The following is a 15,362-nucleotide window of genomic DNA, read 5'->3' on the forward strand; positions in this document are numbered from 1 at the left end:
CCCGAAGCCCTTCGCGGCATGGACCGGGCCTCCGTCTAGGAAGCGGCTGTGAGCAGGTTCTTCTCCAGGATCACCGGCAGTGACAGGGTTCGGTAGCCGACTGAGGCGAACAGGACGGTGATCCGGTTCTCCTCCTCGGTGAGGACCTCGCCGTCACCCCACTGCGGGTGGTGGACCGCGGTGCCGGGCGGAAACGGGTGGTCGTGGCGCGTGGGTGAGGCGGTGCGGGGGCGGGACGGGCCGGGGACGGCGCTGGCGGCGGTGCCGGTGGGCCGCTGTTCGCATCGGTCGCAGTTGCCGCAGGGGGAGTTGAGGCGCTCGCCGAAGTAGCCGAGCAGGAAACGCCGTCGGCAGCCGGTGGTCTCGGCCAGGCCGCGCATCATGTCGACCCGGGAGCGCTCCATGCTCTCGTGCGCGTTGCTCAACTCCACGGCCCGCGTGGCGGTTTCCTCCGCATCGGCCCCGTGGACCGGGGCCACCTTTCCGCGTTCCGTGGTGAGGGCTCCGGCACTCTCCAGGAGGTTGAGGACGGCGGTCAGCCGGCTGGCGGACAGGCCGGTCTCTTCCTGGAGTTCCGTCGGTGTCACGGGGGTCGCACGGTCCCGTACGAGGCGGGCGACGTCGGCGATGGTGTCCGCGTCTGGGCGGCCGGTGGAGAAGAACTTCTGCAGGCCCAGGTCCTCGACGCGGTAGTGCAGGATGGCTCGGGACGGCTCGCCGTCCCGGCCTGCCCGGCCTATCTCCTGGTAGTAGGCGTCGAGGGACCCGGGCACCGCGGCGTGCAGTACGAACCGTACGTCGGGCTTGTCGATGCCCATGCCGAATGCCGAGGTGGCCACCACCACGTCCAACTCGCCGCCGAGAAAGCGGTCGTGGACCGCGCTGCGGTCGGCCGACCGGTTGCCCGCGTGGTAGGCGGCGGCGCTCAGGCCGAGTTCGCCGAGCTCGGCGGCGTACGCCTCGGCGTCCTTGCGGGTGGAGACGTAGACGATGCCCGGCTTGGGCTCGGCCGCAGCTCGCTCCACCACGGCGCGCCGCTTGGCCGCGTTGTCCAGGAAGTGAGTGACCTCCAGGCGGATGTTGGGCCGGTCGAACCCGGCCACCACCTCGTGGGCCTTGCGCATGCCGAGCTGCTCGACGATGTCGGCTCGCACCGGTGCGGCGGCGCTGGCGGTGAGGGCGAGGATGGGAGGGCGCCCGATGCTCTCGGCGGCCTGGCGGAGCCTGAGGTAGTCCGGCCGGAAGTCGTGGCCCCAGGAGGACACGCACTGCGCCTCGTCCACGACGAAGAGGGACGGTCTCAGCGCGGCCAGCCGCTCCAGCACGTCCTGCTTGGCGAGCTGTTCCGGGGCGAGGAAGAGAAACCGGGCCGTTCCGTCGCTCGCGCTCTCCCATGCCTGCTCGTTCTGGGCCCTGGACATCGACGAGTTGACGGCGACGGCGGTCTGGCCGCTGTTCCGCAGCAGTCCGGCGATCTGGTCCCGCTGGAGAGCGATCAACGGTGACACGACGAGCGTCGGACCGGGGAGCAGCATGCCCGGCACCTGGTACACCGCCGACTTGCCCGAGCCGGTCGGCATCACCACCATGGCGTCCCTGCGGCGCATGACCGCTTTCATCGCGGTGAGCTGGCCGGGACGCAACTCGTCCCATCCGAAGGCCACCCGTGCGGCTCTGCGGAGACGGCGGGCGACGAACAGGCTGATCGGCAAAGGGACTCCCGAAGCGGTTGCGCGCGACCGGGGCGGAACCGGACGGGCGGTGGTGGGTCTAGTGCCCGCCCCGGCTCGAAGCAGTCCGATCGCCAGGCTCGGACTGCGACGGCACGGTCGCGGCAGGCCCGCGAGCGTCACGACTGCCTTGAGGGGCTTTCGTGCGATCGAGTGAGCGATGCGTGATGACCAACGAGGCTCAGCAGGACCTCCCCCACTCCCCTCTGGTATTGCGGGCCATCACGAAGGCGCACGACATGCGGTTGGATGGGCTTGCCACGGTCGTGTCGCCAGGACAGGTGCGCGCCGGAGACCCCCTTGTTCTGCTCTAAGGTCCATCGGAAGTGGATCTCGTCGAGATGATCTTGGTCAGCGTGTTGCCGTGGCATCATCATCCGGCCCTCTCCTCGGGGCGGATCACGCGCTGCGTTTCGGCTTCGCCGCCGACTTCTGCGCCGCACTCTTCCTCGCGGTGGTCTTCTTGACGGTTGCCTTCTTCGCTGTCTTCTTGGCCGTGGTCTTCTTCTTCGCGGGCAGTTCGTGGACGTCGGCGTCGCCGTCTTTGCCGCGGGAGGCCCGCGCCTTCTGCACGGTCGCCTCCAGTGCGGACATGAGGTCGACGACCTGCCCGGCCGGCGCCTCAACTTCCGCAGCCGCGGGAAGTGCGTGCCCTTCCCGCTTGGCTTTGATGACCTCCGCGAGCGCGTCCGTGTAGTGGTCCACGAACTCGCTGCCCTCCAGGCTGTCGCGGGTCAGGTGGCCGGGTGACCACGGTGACCACTGACGAGGCGCTGCGACCCCAGTCCCTCATGCTGTCGTTCCTGGGCGACCGGGTGCTCGGCCGTGACGTCTGCGTGTACTCCGGAAGCGTCATCGACGTCTTCGGGCGCGCGGGCGTCGGCGAACACGCGCCCCGCTCGACGCTGACCCGCATGGTGGGCCGCGGCCTGCTGCGACGGCAGCGCGAGGGCCGGCGCATGTCCTTCGGGCTGACCGAGCGCTTGGAGGCCGTGCTGCGGGACGGCGAGCAGCGGATCTGGGAGGCAGGGCGGTCAACCGCCACTGGGACGGCACCTGGACGCTGCTCGGCTTCTCACTGCCCGAGTCCTGGCAGCGCCAACGGCACGACCTGCGCGCGCAGTTGACCTGGACCGGCTTCGGCCCGCTGTTCGGCGGACTGTGGATCGCGCTCGGCGAGGTCGACGTGTCCACGCTGGTGGCCGAGCTCGCTCTGTCCGCCCATGTGAAGGTCTTCCGGGCCCACGCGGACGCGGGCATGGACATCGGTGCGATGATCGAGGAGACCTGGGAACTCGGCGAACTGGCCGCGCGCTACGAGGCGTTCGTGCGCGGCTGGCAGCACTGGGAGACGACGACACCCGAGCCCGACGAGGCCCTCGCGCTGCGCCTGTGCCTGTCGACCCAGTGGCTCCAGGTCATCCGCCAGGACCCCCGGCTACCGGTCAAGCACCTGCCCGACGACTGGCCCGCCGAACAGGCCGAGAAGACGTTCCGAACGGTCTACGACCGCCTGACCCCGCTCGCGCGGGAGTCGGCGGAACGACTTCTCGACCTGGTGCCCGTGCGGCCGGGCTCCTAGGGCCTGTGTGAGGTCGTGATCATTCTCGGGTTCTGGTCCCGTGCGGGGACGGGACCTGGTAGGACGCTGGGTGTGACACGTACGCAACTCACCGACGAGCAGTGGGAGTTCATCGAGCCGTATCTGCCGATAGGCGAGTACGGTCCGTACCCCGAGCGGCTGCGGGAGCAGTTCGAGGGGGTGATCTGGCGGTTTCGGTCCAGCGCCCAGTGGCGCGAGATGCCCTCCGAGTTCGGACCGTGGCCGACGGTCTACGGGCGCTTTCGCGTCTGGCGGGACGCCGGAGTCTTCTCCGCTCTTCTGGAAGGCATGATCGCGGAGGCTGCTCGCCGGGGACAGACGGACTTGTCCCTGGTCAGCGTGGACTCCACTACGGCCCGCGCCCACCACGACGCAGCCGGGATGCACCTCGGCAAGGACGTCATGGATGCCCTTGAGGAAGCCGCCGCCGAACAGGAGCGGACCCGGCAAAAAAGGGCGACCCGCCGGGACAGAACGGGCAGGACGGCGGGGACGGCCCCGAGCAGGAAGAGCGACGGCGCATCAGGCGACGGCGCAAGTTCCGGCTGAACCAGGCCCTGCTCGGCAGATCCCGTGGCGGACTGACGAGCAAGATTCATCTCGCCGCGGACCGCAGGTGCCGTCCGCTGTCCCTCGTGCTGACCGCAGGACAGGCCGGTGACAGCCCGCAGTTCGTCCCGTGTTGCAGAGGATTCGGGTCCGTCTGCCTGTCGGCCGGCCTCGAACCCGGCCCGGCGCTGTCGCCGCGGACAAGGCCTACTCGTCCCGCGCCAACCGCTCTTACCTCAGGAAACGCGGCATCAAGGCAGTCATTCCGGAGAAGAAGGACCAGGCCGCCAACCGGAAGAAGAAGGGGCGCCGAGGCGGCCGCCCCACGTGCCACGACAGTGATCTTTACCAGGAGCGGAACACGGTCGAGCGGCTCATCAACAAGCTGAAGGCCTGGCGGGGCATCGCCACTCGATACGACAAGTCGCCCGAGAGCTACCTCGCCGGCCTCCACCTCCGTGCCTCAATGATCTGGATCAACGACCTGCTGGAGGCAACTGGCTGATCACAACGTCACACAGGCCCTAGCACTGCAACAGTCACGTCGAAAACCGTTGCGGTACTAGGATGCCGACCGCGTCCCGGCCTGGGGACAACACCGGACCCCTGGGACGTCGTCGGGACGACAACCAGGGTGCTCTCATATCAGGGGGGATCATCATGGTGCGATACGGAGATGCCGAGCGGTTCGCCTCTCGGCTGCGCGCTTTGCGGGAGAGGGCCGACTACAGCTACGAGGCCCTCGCGCAGAAGACCGGTATCAGCCGCTCCAGCCTTCACCGCTACTGCACGGGCTCATCGGTCCCACAGAACTACGGCACCGCGCACCGCATCGCCACCGTCTGCGGGGCGATGCCCGCCGAACTGCGTGAACTGCACCGGCTCTGGGCCCTGGCCGACACGGAGCGGGGGGACCGAGCCGTACCGGCGGAGGCGGGGAAGGCGGCGGAAGCGACGGAGGCCACCTCGGAGCTTCAGGAGGCTCCCGAGCCCGGGGGAGCCCCGCCGGTGGTGGAGACCCGAGAAACCCTGGCGGGCCCGATGGCGCCCTCATTAGTCGTGGAGGCCACGGAGGCCACGGAGGCCACGGAGGCCACGGAGGCCACGGAGACGCCGTCGTCCTCGCAGGCGGGACGACGGCCGTCGCTGAGCCGCCGCGGGAGGCGTACCGCCGTCACCGCCGTGGTCACCGCCGTCGTGCTCGCCCTCACGGCCTGGGGAGTGTCCGCGATCTCCTCGCGCACCGAATCCCCCAGCGGGACGGCGGGCGCGCGGCAGGACGGGCGGCTGCTGTTCGCGACGGGCTGCAAGCCCGTCGTGAGCATGGGCCAACAGGACAAGTGCGTACGCGAGGTGCAGCGGCAACTCGAGCGCCGCGGCGCCGAGATCGGTGTGGACAGCTCCTTCGGCCCCGAGACACTGCGCCGGGTGACGGCGTTCCAGGTGTTCGCGGACATCACCCCGAACGGGGTCGTCGGCACCCCGACGAAGAAGGCCCTGTACGAGTCGCGGGTACGCATGGACACCTGGTCGCCGGAGAAGGTCCGCGAGCGCATCCGGCAGGTGTTCACCGAGGCACCGGACGACGCCGTCTCCATCGCCGACTGCCAGTCGTTCCTGGACCCCCTGCACATCCTGCCGAACACGGACGGTTCACGGAACTGGGGGCTGTTCCAGATCTCCGACAAGCGGCTGCGTGAACTAGGCGGTACACCGCGCAAGGCGCTGGATCCCGAATGGAACATCCGGGCCGCCAAGCGTCTGTGGAGCCAGAAGCGCGGCTTCCACGACTGGCCGCACTGCGCGCGGTCCCTGCGTCCGACTCCCTCGGCGGTCCCTTCGACGACCGCACCTTCGACGACCGCCTCTGCCACGGAGCGCTGACGGGATGCCGACCGGCGTGGCCGTCGGCCATCCGCTTGAACGCGGCCCTGGTCCCGTCTCCGGCGATTCCGTCGATCGAGCCCGTGTAGTCCCAGTAGTACTGCAGCAGGCGCTGCAGCGCCTTGATCGTGTTGGCGCCAGGGTCTCCGTCGATCGTGTCCTTGTACTTCCAGTGCTTCTCCAGGCAGCGCTGGAACGCCTTCCAGCTGTTGGTGCCCAGCTCCCCGTCGATTCTGTCGTTGTAGTTCCAGCTGTCCGCCAGCCAGCGCTGGATGTTCTTGGCCTGCGCGGCACTCAGGCCAAAGTTGTTCACCGCGAGCACGGAGACGGCCTCGGAACTCACCGCCGCCTTCGAGGCCGGCGCGGGCGCCGCGAAGCTCGTGCCCGCGCCGGCCAGGGTCCCGGCCGCCAGGCCTATGACGGCGGTGACGCTGACGATCGACCTCTTGAGGACGTTCGGTCGCATTCACTTTCCCCTTCGTTCGGTGGAACTGCTGGTGTCGAACGGGCTCGACGCTGGCAGGACACACCGATGACCAGCAAGGAAACGACTCGTCGTGGGACGACGGGACGGCCTCGACGGCTTGAGCTGGGGCTCGGCCTCCGTGCTGGGACGGGGATGGGACGGACGTTCGACGACTGGGCTCAGGCGTAGAAGCGGGACAGGCTCTAGCCATCCTGGACGTCGGCTCGGATGATGCGACTGCTCCCCAGATGCAGCGAGACCCGCAGTTGGCGGCCTATCGGACGCGGCGAAGGAGTACACCCCGCACAAGCTGGCGGGGCGTACCTGTACCAGGTGCGTCGCTGTGCACGTCCTTCTACGACAAGTGCCCGATCCTGAAGGCCGAGACGCCCGAGCAGGTGGACAACCGCCTGTTCCTGCGCGATGTCGCGGCCTGCACGCTGCACCAGGGGATGGCCCTGCTGGGCATCAGAACGCCCGAGCGCCTCTGAGATCCAACGCAACCGCGGCCCGTCCTCTCCCACGGGAAGGACGGGCCGCGGTGTGTTCCTAGGAGGCCATGTCGTTGGCGAACCGCTTGAACGCGGCCTTGGTCCCCGATCCGGCGATTCCGTCAATCTCGCCGGTGTAGCGATAGTGCTGCTTCAGCATGCTCTGCAACGCCGTGATCGTGTTGGGTCCGACCTTTCCGTCGATCTCGTTCGACGGGTAGCCGAACAGCACGAGGTAGCGCTGCATCGCCTTCCAGCTCCCGGTGCCGAGCAGCCCGTCGATCTCGCCGGTGTAGCGCCAGTCCCTCTTCAGAATGCGCTGGAGGTTCTTGGCCTGTTCCTTGCTCAGGCCGAGGTTGACCACCGCGAGCGGTGCGACGGTCTCGGCGCTCGTCGTCTGCTGCTGGGTCGGCGCGGGAGCCGCCATGGCCGTGCCCGCGGTGGCCAGGCCGCCGACGGCGATCCCGACGGCGGTGGTGACACTGACGAGTGCCTTCGTGAGAGCTCGCATGCTGTTCCCCTCCGTTGACGTGCGATGAACGGAACCGACCGCACAGGCCGGCTCCGCAACGAGACTGCGGCTTCGGCGCGATGTCCGGCCGCAGCTGACGCAGAAGTGGCGTCATCCCGGGAGGTCCCAGACGCTGACCTGCTGAATCGACCCCTCGGGCTACTTGAGAGGTTCGCGGCCTGCTATCGGCGCGAACCGCAGCCAGCGATCTCCCCGTTTATCACGAGCTGGTGCTTGAGGTGCATGGCGCTCTGCTCCCCGTACAGGCCGTCTGCCGTGATGCCCTCCTTCTTCTGCGCGGCTATCAGCGCAGTGCGGGTGTCCCTGCCGAAGACCTCGTCGACTTTGATCTTGGCCCCGTAGCATTGCTGGAGGTCACGCTGCAGCGCCCACACGCCCCCGCCCGTGCTGCCGTAGTCCATCCAGCACAGGACGCTCCCCTTCCAATGGGTGGCGGGCATAACCATGTACCCGCCGGGCCAACTGGGGGTAGCAGTGCTGTTGCAGTGTCCCTGCACGGCGGCGTTCGCGGCGGGGGCCGTAGCGACGGCGCCGCCGAGCACGCTCGCGGCGAGGCTTCCCGCCACGGCGAGCGTCTTGATCTTCTTACTGAACTTCCTCACGAATCCCCCATAACTGCACAGAAGTGGACGATTTGAGATCTTGCCTGTACATGCGACCAAAGGCTCACGCAGCGGTCGGCAGGCCCCTGGCGGCGGACGAGGGAACCGGCGGCGACGGCAAAAACGAGAGCGTCGCGACGGTCATCCAAGTAGCCGTAAGTAGAACCTGCAGCCCGCGCGAAATGGCGCGCATGTGCCTCCCTTTCCCTGGCCTCGCCCATGGACTTTAGGGTCATCGTGCGCTTCGGCCTTTGTCGTCCATGCAGGGAACTTTGTCAGTCGTGCACTGTCTAAAGTTGACGCCGCGTCAGGCGAGGGTCGCCCTGCACGTGAGGTCATGCGCGGCCGCCATGGCCGGTGTCAGCCACGTACGACGGGCACAGTAGCCCGGCCCGGTCGCGGAGTGTGCCGGTCGTTTGACCCACAAGGAACGGCCGCCGCACACACCGGAATACAGGCAAGGCGACGGTCGAGACCACCTCTGGTTTACAGCCGCGACCTGTTGAGCTCGACTGCCGCTACCGCTGGGACCACGAGAAGCGCCCTACGGGTCCGTCAGATCCGTGGCTCCAGGTCCGGTGATCCGCAAGACTCGACAACGGCCTGGCTGGGGAGAAGCAGAGCGGGCTGCACGGTGGGAATCGTGACAGGAGTGAAGGCGAGAGTGTCTTCTCTCCTCTCACCTGCAGGGCCGGCAATCCCAGAGGTCTCCTGCTGGTTGCAGCTCACCTGCAGGTCACCGACGCCCCAGACCGTCAGGGCAGAAGCCGTGACGGGCCCTGAGGTTGCGACAGCATCCGGGAAGTGGTCGGGCTGCGTGGTACCAGGGGCCTTCGCCGGCCAATGCAGCTGCCTTAACCACGAGGAGTGAGAAGTCGCCTCAACCGGCCCGCGCACGGTGCTGGCGGCCGCTACGGCGATGATGGAGCGGGTAGTACGGGACAACTTGCAGTCCAGCGGCTTGTACCTGCCGCTCCGGTACAGCCTCAGGACATTCTCGACGCTGCAGGGGGGAACATGAACCGAAGGCTCGGCAGCCTTGTGGGGGCACTGACTCTGGCCGCTATCTCGACCACGACAGGGTGCTTCGCCAGATACTCACCTTGCCCAGGGGAGGGCCAACAGCCGGACGGAATGGCCAGTCGGGATCTGGTCGGCACCTATCGAGATGCAGCAGACCGTTCCGTGACCCTCAAGGGTGATGGAACGTTCACGACGACGGGGTGGTCGACGGACCTTGAGGGTGCCGAGGGCCCACCAGAGCTGAGAGACGGCAACGGGACGTGGGAACTGACCAACACTGACAGCGTCGATTACCCCATCTCGCTGACGTTCCACAGGATCAGTGACTACTGGAACAGTTCGGAGGAGGGTGGTTACTACGGCACGGGGCTGTATGTCGACGGAAGCCGGCAGGTCCCTCGCCTCTATGAGTACCGGGGTGATCCAGACGTCTGCGACCTCAACAGGTTCAAGCGCGGCAATTGAACTGAGGCGTCTACGGGAGTCAGGCAGGCCGATGGCAGCGGTGGCAAGGCTTACGTTTCCTTGAACGCCGGTCGTCCCGCCCGGCGGCTGCTCTTCGGCATCGAGGTCGGGTTGTGGGCCCAGCGGCCGGGCTGCACCATGTTGCGTCTGGCACGGGTCCTGAGCACCGGCCATCGATTCGGCTTCTTGATCGCACGCGGGCAGTTCCGGCCGCGGCGGGCCGGAAGGAGGCGGCTGCGTGCCTCCCGTCCGGCCTCCCTGTAGGAGCGGGTGAGCCTGGCGGTGGTCACTCCGAGCTGGGACGGGATGCTGCGGCGGATGATGCGAACGCACTCCAGTAACCAAAGTCTCTACGGAACCAGGGGATTGACAGATGCTGTTGCTGCCGCGGAAGGTGCCGGTGCGGCAGGCGTGAGGCCACGGCCGCGCGGGCCTGCCGCACAATCTCCGGGCCCGAGGCTCGAAAAAAATCCTCCGCGCGGCGGTGCAACGAAATCCGATCCTCATGGACTCCTTCAACCATCTAGGAGGTGACCATGTTGGATCGGAAAGAGGCTCGGGACGCGGAGTTCCAGAGCTTCGTCGTCGGCCGCTGGCCACGGTTGCTGCGCACGGCTTTCCTGCTCACGGGGGAGCAGCATGCCGCGGAGGACCTGGTCCAGTCGACGCTCGAACGGGCCTATGCGGCCTGGCGCAGGGTCGGCGTGGCCGACGATCCCGACGCGTACGTACGGCGCGTGATGATCAACGCGCACGCCCGCAGGCACCGCAGACGCCTCAAGGAGTTCCTGGCGCCGAAGGACTACTCGGGCCTCACCCACGAGCTGCCCGACGCCGACGACCGCATCGCGCGGGCGGACGACCGCGGCGCGCTGCTGACGGTGCTCGCCGCACTGCCCGCGCGACAGCGGGAGGCGGTGGTCCTGCGGTACTGGGAGGACCTGAGCGAGGCGCAGGCGGCGGAGGCCATGGGATGCAGCGTTGGCACGGTGAAAAGCAACACGGCGCGGGGGATCGCGAAACTCCGCGCCCTGCCTGGACTGGCCGAGGCACTCACGAACGGAGGGCGGAAGTGATGAGCGGGGACAGGGAGGCGAACCACGACATGACGTACGACGAGGCGCACACGGACATCGCCCTCCTGCTGGCGGACGCGGCGGACGAGGTCGAGGTCGGCTCGGCCCCCTATCAGGCGGTGCTACGGGGAGGGAGGCGCCGCAAGACGCGCCGCTGGGCGGTGGCCGCCGCGGCCGCGGCGGTGATCGCGGGGTCCACGGGGACGACACTGGCGCTGGCGGGAGGCACGGGCGGCGGGCACGAGGCGGGGCAGGTGGCCGCGCGGCCCTCGGCGGGGACGGCGAAGCAGAGTCCCGAACGGCGGGTGACGACTCTGGCCAGGGGCACGGACCACGGCAGGAAGTGGAAGGTCGACGCCGCCGTCTGGACCGCGCCGAAGACCACGGCGAAGGCACGCGCCCAGCTCGCCGAGATGGCCCTGTACGGGGAGGAGCCGGTCAAGGTGGAGAAGGCCTCGGACCTGGTGGGCGAGAGCTGGTTCTTCGTGCACCTGACCGTGGAGGGCAAGTCGTCGACGGTGATCCTGAGACTATTCAGCAAGGACGGCCTGGTCTCGGACAAGAATCTCGAGGTGTACTCGAGGCCGTTGGACACCGACCGGGTCGACGCCCCGCAGCGCCTGGTGATCGGTCAGGTCGCCCGGACCGTCCAGGAGGTCACCTGCACCTGGGGCGACGGCGCGAAGACCCGGGTGGAACGGGCCGCTGCGGGGGCCGGCGACTTCAAGAACCTGATCCGCGAGGTGGACGGCTCCCAGAAGGACTGGTTCGTGTGCCTGGGACCGGACGGAGTGAACTACGAGAAGGCGGAGGTCACGGGGTGAGGTGAGCGATGCGGGCAGGGCGGCGGCAGGGGTCACAACCCCCGCCGCGGCAGCAGGGTCACAACCACCCCTGCTGCCGCGCCTCCCGCATTGCCTCTACCTGAAAGGCGGAGGATGGGCGTGGTCTGTCACTGCTGGTCAGGATGGTGGCCTGCTGGTCAGTGAAGTGGTCGGTTCTTCGGCATTGGTGAACATCCCTCTGGATTGGCGGTGGTTGCGGCGCAGGGTGGGGGGATGAGCGCTGAGGGGCAGGCGGGCGGGGTCCGGTAGGTGGACGAGTTCGTGCTGGCGTTGGGCGGCCGCGGTGCGACGGACCGGTGGGTGGCCCAGCAGCGTGCCTGGGTGCACGAGCTGCTGGCGTTCGCGCAGGGCCCGGTGTGGGCGGTCACGCCCGCGGACGTGGACGGCTGGCTGGCGGCGGCCCGGGCCCGCGGTGCCAGAACGCAGACCCGCGCTCAGATGGCGCACACCGTTGCCCGCTTCTACGGGTTCCTGCAGGTGCGCCACGCACACGACGTCGAGGAGATCACCGGCCGGCCGCTGGTCCAGCCGGTCGACGAGTTCAACCAGCCCCGCCTGCTGGCCCGGGTGCACGTGCGGGTCCCGCCGTCGGCCGGGGAGGTCGAGGCCCTGTTCACCGGCTGGCGCTCCGGCCTGCCCGGTCTGCGGGGAACAGCGTTCCTGACCGGGGCCCGGGACTACGTGGCGGCGTCGTTGTGGCGGCGCGTGGGCCTGCGCATCAACGAGACCGTCCGCCTGCAGGTGGGGGACTGGTATCCCCAGGCCGGCCCCTGCGGCGTCCTGCATGTGCGGTGAGGCAAGGGCGCCAAGGGAAGCGGGCCCGCGCCGGACGCCGGGCCCGAGCAGACGATCATGGACGCGGCCACCGTGGTGACGCTCGAACCGGGACAAGCAGGCCGACCGACGCACCCAGCGCGGCATCCCGATGCGGTGGGCGGCCCCTGCTTGAACCGCCGCGAGCAGTCGTCACCAGCCGCGCGCAGGACCGTCCCTGAAGCACGCTTCCTCGCTTCGTCTGCCTGGACTCAGCGCATCCCGGGCAGGCGACGTAACTCGTTGACCTTCATCAGCCGGGCGAGAAGGAGGTACCCCAAGGCTGTCGCCAGCGCCCCGGTAGCCAGTGCGACGGCCGTAGGCCACGTTCCACTTCCGAGGACCGCACACGCACGCGCTGCAGTCCAGCCCAGCCCTGCAGCCGGGCCCGCGGCGCAGAACAGTTTTGCGTAGGTGCGGCGCAGGTCGCCGTCGTCGATGCGGCTCCCAAGCCTCTTGCGCAGCAGATGCGCGGTGAGTGCGAGGCCGGCAACGTAGGAGAGGGTGTAGGCGCCGGCCATGCCGACGGCCGCCCAGCGGGCGGGCAGCAGCAAATGACACGCGGTGGCCAGGGCGATGTTCACGCCCGCGATCCAAGCCGCCATGAAGAACGGCGTGCGCGTGTCTTCGAAGGCGTAGAAGCCGCGCAACAGCATGTACTGGGCGGAGAACGGGATGAGCCCGAGTCCGAATGCCTGCAGCATGTACCCCAGCGGGCGGGCCGAGGCGGCGTCCGCCGCCCCGTGGGCAAATAGCAGCGACGAGATCTGCGGCCCCAGAGCGAGGAAGAGGAACGCGGCGGGCACGATGACCACGCCGCTGATCCGCAGCACCCGGGACAGGTCCGCGCGCAGATCCGGGTTGCGCCCCTCGGCGACGGCCCGGCTCATGCGCGGCAGTAGGGCCGTGACCAGGGACACCGTCACGATCGACTGCGGCAGCATCCAGATGGTCTGCGCGTAGGTGTAGGCCGAATAGCCCGCGCCGGCCTGCGGCAGCTCCTGGTCGGCGGCATTGGCGTAATTCGTGACCACCGTCAGGGCAACCTGGTTGGCCAGGACGAACAAGAGCGTCCACTTCGCCGCGTGGACGCTCTTGCCCAGGCCGGTACCCCGCCAGTCGAACCGCGGGCGGAAGCGGAAACCGGCCGCCCGCGCGAAAGGGATCAGCGCCAGGGCCTGCACGGCGATTCCTGCCGTCGTCCCGATCCCCAGCAATTGCACCTGGTCGGCGGTGATGTCCTCCACCCGGTCGGGCACCGCCATCAGCCCCAGATAGGCGGCGAACATGCCGACCAGCACCACGTTGTTCAGCACAGGGGTCCACATCATCGCCCCGAACTTCTCGCGAGCGTTCAACACCTGCCCGTAGATGCTGAACAGCCCATAGAAGAAGATCTGCGGCAACAGGAACCGCGCGAACGTCACCGTCAGCTCGAACGCCTCGTGACTGTCCGGGGTGTCCCGCATGTACAGGCCCACGATCTGCGGCGCCGCCCACACCGCCAGCGCCGTGCCCACACCCAGTACACAGACCACGAGCGTGACCAAGCGCTGCTCGTAAGCGCGTCCGCCATCGGGCTGTGTTGTCCTGGCCCGGACCAGCTGCGGCACCAGCACGGCGTTGAGCGCGCCGCCGATCAGCAGCGTGTACAGGCTCGTTGGGACGGTGTTCGCCGTGTTGTAGGTACTGGCCAGCAAGCCCGTTCCCAGCGCTGCGGCCTGCAGCACTTGGCGGATCAGTCCCGTCGCCCGTGACACCACCGTGCCAACTGCCATCAGCAAGGACGAACGAGCCAGTCCGCCCTTGTCCTTCTTCCGCCGGGCGGCATGCCGCCCCCTTGTCTGCTGCTCCTGCGGCATGGTCTGCGCCGCGGAGTTCGCCCCCTCCACCATTCCGTCAACCTATGCCCCAAGGTTCCCCGGCCCCAATTCGTCTGTCTCGCCGCAGAGTTCAGCGAACGTCCCCCGACCGTGACCGTGGCCACAGGAATACGACAGCCACGGAACAAGTGCTCTGCGCCGGTACCGCTGCGCACCCTCGGCACCTGCCTGGAATGTCACGACGGAATCCCGGCCACCCCCGGCACCTACACCGTCCCGGCCCGCCGCCCCGCCCGCCGCCTCGCCGCCTACTGACCTTTCCGTTCAGTTGTCGTGTTGAGTGAAAGGCCGGTTTCGGCGAGGCAACCCTCGATGAGGTCGGCACGTCGTTGGATGCGGCGCAGGCCGCTGCGGACGGCTCGGACGAGGTGGTCGCGGTCGCGGAAGACGACGTTGGCGGTAGTGCTGCGCCGGAGCAACGACCAGATGCCCTCGACGGGATTGAGGTCGGGTGCATAGCTGGGCAGCTGAACGATGGTGAGCCAGTCATGGTCTGCCGCGTATTCACGTAATCGACTGCAGCGATGAACATTCAAGTTGTCCCAGATCACCACGACGGGACCGCCGAGCTGAAGGTGCGCCCGCACGAGAAGATCACGGTAGTCCTGCCAGGTGAAGCCTCGATGAGCGCCTCGGTGATGGCCTTGGATGCGGGGACGGTAGATCAAGCGGCTGCGTTCGCCGGACTTGAAGCACACCAGCGCAGCCATCGAGATGCGACCACGGGAGGCGCCGTTGAACCGGACCACGGGTGTGCTGCCTTTCGGCGCCCAGGTGCGGGAGCGGTGCGACGTCATCGAGACGGCGGCTTCGTCCTCGAAGACCAGCCATGCCCTGAGCGCCGCCGCGGTGGCTTTGCCCGGGGCCAGGTCTCCTTCACCCATCCGGCCACCGCCGCTTCGTCCCGCTCGATCGCCCGGCGCGCAGGCTGCTGACACGACCAGCCGTGCCGCCGCAGCAACTCCCACACTCCGCGGATCGACAACGACACCCCCAGGTGATCCGCAATCAGCAGTTGCACCCGTGACAGCGTCCACCGCTCATCCGTCCAGCCCTGAGCCATCGCGCCTGTCAGTAACAGCGGCTCGAGCACGGCGAAGTCACTGTCGCCGATCTTCGGCCGTTTTGCCGGCCCCGAAGGACGCAGGGCCTCCGCCCTCCCTCGCGCCAGGAGCGGCGCCACCGCTCCACCGACCGGATGCTGACCCTCAGTTCGTTCGCGATCACCGTGTTCTTCTCGCCCCGCGCAAAGCCATCGACGGCCAGCATGCGCACCCGTTCCCTCGCGGCCTGACCCCGCGCGGTGAGACCACCGCCTTGCGCATATCTCATGGCCACGGCGTACCGCAGGGATCTAGCAATGTCAGCCCCGACAACTGAACGGAAAGGTCAGTAACAAC

The 15,362-nt window shown here is 68.4% G+C and carries 11 protein-coding genes and 4 pseudogenes; 9 read left to right on the forward strand and 6 right to left on the reverse strand.

Annotation, left to right across the window (positions count from 1 at the left end; all coding sequences use genetic code 11):
- Window positions 1-35: 35 nt before the first annotated feature.
- Both O1Q96_RS22240 and O1Q96_RS22245 read right to left on the reverse strand, forming a co-directional pair.
- The gene (locus O1Q96_RS22240; RefSeq protein ID WP_419587061.1) at window positions 36-1,706 is read right to left on the reverse strand and encodes a RecQ family ATP-dependent DNA helicase; all 1,671 of its coding nucleotides are present in this window, start codon (window positions 1,704-1,706) and stop codon (window positions 36-38) included.
- 423 nt (window positions 1,707-2,129) lie between these two features.
- Window positions 2,130-2,435, reverse strand: coding sequence for a hypothetical protein (locus O1Q96_RS22245; RefSeq protein WP_269249874.1), 306 nt, complete (start codon window positions 2,433-2,435; stop codon window positions 2,130-2,132).
- Between the two features lie 86 nt (window positions 2,436-2,521).
- Here O1Q96_RS22245 and O1Q96_RS22250 point away from each other — a divergent pair.
- From O1Q96_RS22250 to O1Q96_RS22275, 5 genes and pseudogenes are all read left to right on the forward strand, one after another.
- A pseudogene (locus tag O1Q96_RS22250) lies at window positions 2,522-3,312 on the forward strand (PaaX family transcriptional regulator).
- A 72-nt stretch (window positions 3,313-3,384) separates the two neighbouring features.
- A pseudogene (locus O1Q96_RS22255) lies at window positions 3,385-4,387 on the forward strand (IS5 family transposase).
- Between the two features lie 155 nt (window positions 4,388-4,542).
- Window positions 4,543-5,766 (forward strand): helix-turn-helix domain-containing protein, encoded by a 1,224-nt coding sequence (locus O1Q96_RS22260; protein ID WP_269249875.1) that lies wholly within the window; start codon window positions 4,543-4,545, stop codon window positions 5,764-5,766.
- A gap of 305 nt (window positions 5,767-6,071) precedes the next feature.
- Complete coding sequence (locus O1Q96_RS22270; protein WP_269249876.1) at window positions 6,072-6,302, forward strand: hypothetical protein; 231 nt, start codon at window positions 6,072-6,074, stop codon at window positions 6,300-6,302.
- Between the two features lie 177 nt (window positions 6,303-6,479).
- Window positions 6,480-6,723 (forward strand): annotated as a pseudogene (locus tag O1Q96_RS22275) (DALR anticodon-binding domain-containing protein); the annotation flags it as partial.
- Window positions 6,724-6,781: 58 nt separating this feature from the next.
- On the opposite strand, the gene O1Q96_RS22280 reads toward O1Q96_RS22275, so the two are convergent.
- Together O1Q96_RS22280 and O1Q96_RS22285 are read right to left on the reverse strand one after the other, a co-directional pair.
- On the reverse strand, window positions 6,782-7,234 hold the full coding sequence (locus O1Q96_RS22280) for a peptidoglycan-binding domain-containing protein (protein WP_269249877.1): 453 nt from the start codon (window positions 7,232-7,234) through the stop codon (window positions 6,782-6,784).
- Between the two features lie 182 nt (window positions 7,235-7,416).
- A complete protein-coding gene (locus O1Q96_RS22285) occupies window positions 7,417-7,857 on the reverse strand; it encodes a peptidoglycan-binding domain-containing protein (RefSeq protein WP_269249878.1) in 441 nt (146 codons plus the stop codon).
- A gap of 1,185 nt (window positions 7,858-9,042) precedes the next feature.
- Between O1Q96_RS22285 and O1Q96_RS22290 the strand changes: the two genes are divergently transcribed.
- The 4 genes from O1Q96_RS22290 to O1Q96_RS22305 all read left to right on the forward strand — a co-directional run bounded on the left by O1Q96_RS22290 (window position 9,043) and on the right by O1Q96_RS22305 (window position 12,061).
- Window positions 9,043-9,345: a hypothetical protein gene (locus tag O1Q96_RS22290; RefSeq protein WP_269249879.1), complete on the forward strand. Its 303-nt coding sequence runs from the start codon at window positions 9,043-9,045 to the stop codon at window positions 9,343-9,345.
- 536 nt (window positions 9,346-9,881) lie between these two features.
- On the forward strand, window positions 9,882-10,421 hold the full coding sequence (locus O1Q96_RS22295; protein ID WP_269249880.1) for a SigE family RNA polymerase sigma factor: 540 nt from the start codon (window positions 9,882-9,884) through the stop codon (window positions 10,419-10,421).
- Window positions 10,421-11,245 (forward strand): hypothetical protein, encoded by an 825-nt coding sequence (locus tag O1Q96_RS22300; protein ID WP_269249881.1) that lies wholly within the window; start codon window positions 10,421-10,423, stop codon window positions 11,243-11,245. The genes O1Q96_RS22295 and O1Q96_RS22300 overlap by 1 nt, the downstream gene beginning before the upstream one ends.
- A 270-nt stretch (window positions 11,246-11,515) precedes the next feature.
- Window positions 11,516-12,061, forward strand: a complete 546-nt coding sequence (locus O1Q96_RS22305) for a hypothetical protein (protein WP_269249882.1) — start codon at window positions 11,516-11,518, stop codon at window positions 12,059-12,061.
- 230 nt (window positions 12,062-12,291) lie between these two features.
- On the opposite strand, the gene murJ is transcribed toward O1Q96_RS22305, so the two are convergent.
- Both murJ and O1Q96_RS44540 read right to left on the reverse strand, forming a co-directional pair.
- Window positions 12,292-13,974, reverse strand: coding sequence for a murein biosynthesis integral membrane protein MurJ (gene murJ, locus O1Q96_RS22310; RefSeq protein ID WP_269249883.1), 1,683 nt, complete (start codon window positions 13,972-13,974; stop codon window positions 12,292-12,294).
- A gap of 236 nt (window positions 13,975-14,210) precedes the next feature.
- A pseudogene (locus O1Q96_RS44540) lies at window positions 14,211-15,294 on the reverse strand (IS630 family transposase).
- Window positions 15,295-15,362: the final 68 nt, after the last annotated feature.

The organism is Streptomyces aurantiacus (genome assembly GCF_027107535.1).
In the GTDB taxonomy this organism is placed as follows: domain Bacteria; phylum Actinomycetota; class Actinomycetes; order Streptomycetales; family Streptomycetaceae; genus Streptomyces.

Bases quoted from the DNA above. Each gene is read 5' to 3' on its own strand.
- O1Q96_RS22260 (WP_269249875.1), top strand. From the start codon at position 4,543: ATGGTGCGATACGGAGATGCCGAGCGGTTCGCCTCTCGGCTGCGCGCT.
- O1Q96_RS22280 (WP_269249877.1), bottom strand. From the start codon at position 7,234: ATGCGAGCTCTCACGAAGGCACTCGTCAGTGTCACCACCGCCGTCGGG.
- O1Q96_RS22295 (WP_269249880.1), top strand. From the start codon at position 9,882: ATGTTGGATCGGAAAGAGGCTCGGGACGCGGAGTTCCAGAGCTTCGTC.
- O1Q96_RS22300 (WP_269249881.1), top strand. From the start codon at position 10,421: ATGAGCGGGGACAGGGAGGCGAACCACGACATGACGTACGACGAGGCG.
- murJ (WP_269249883.1), bottom strand. From the start codon at position 13,974: ATGGTGGAGGGGGCGAACTCCGCGGCGCAGACCATGCCGCAGGAGCAG.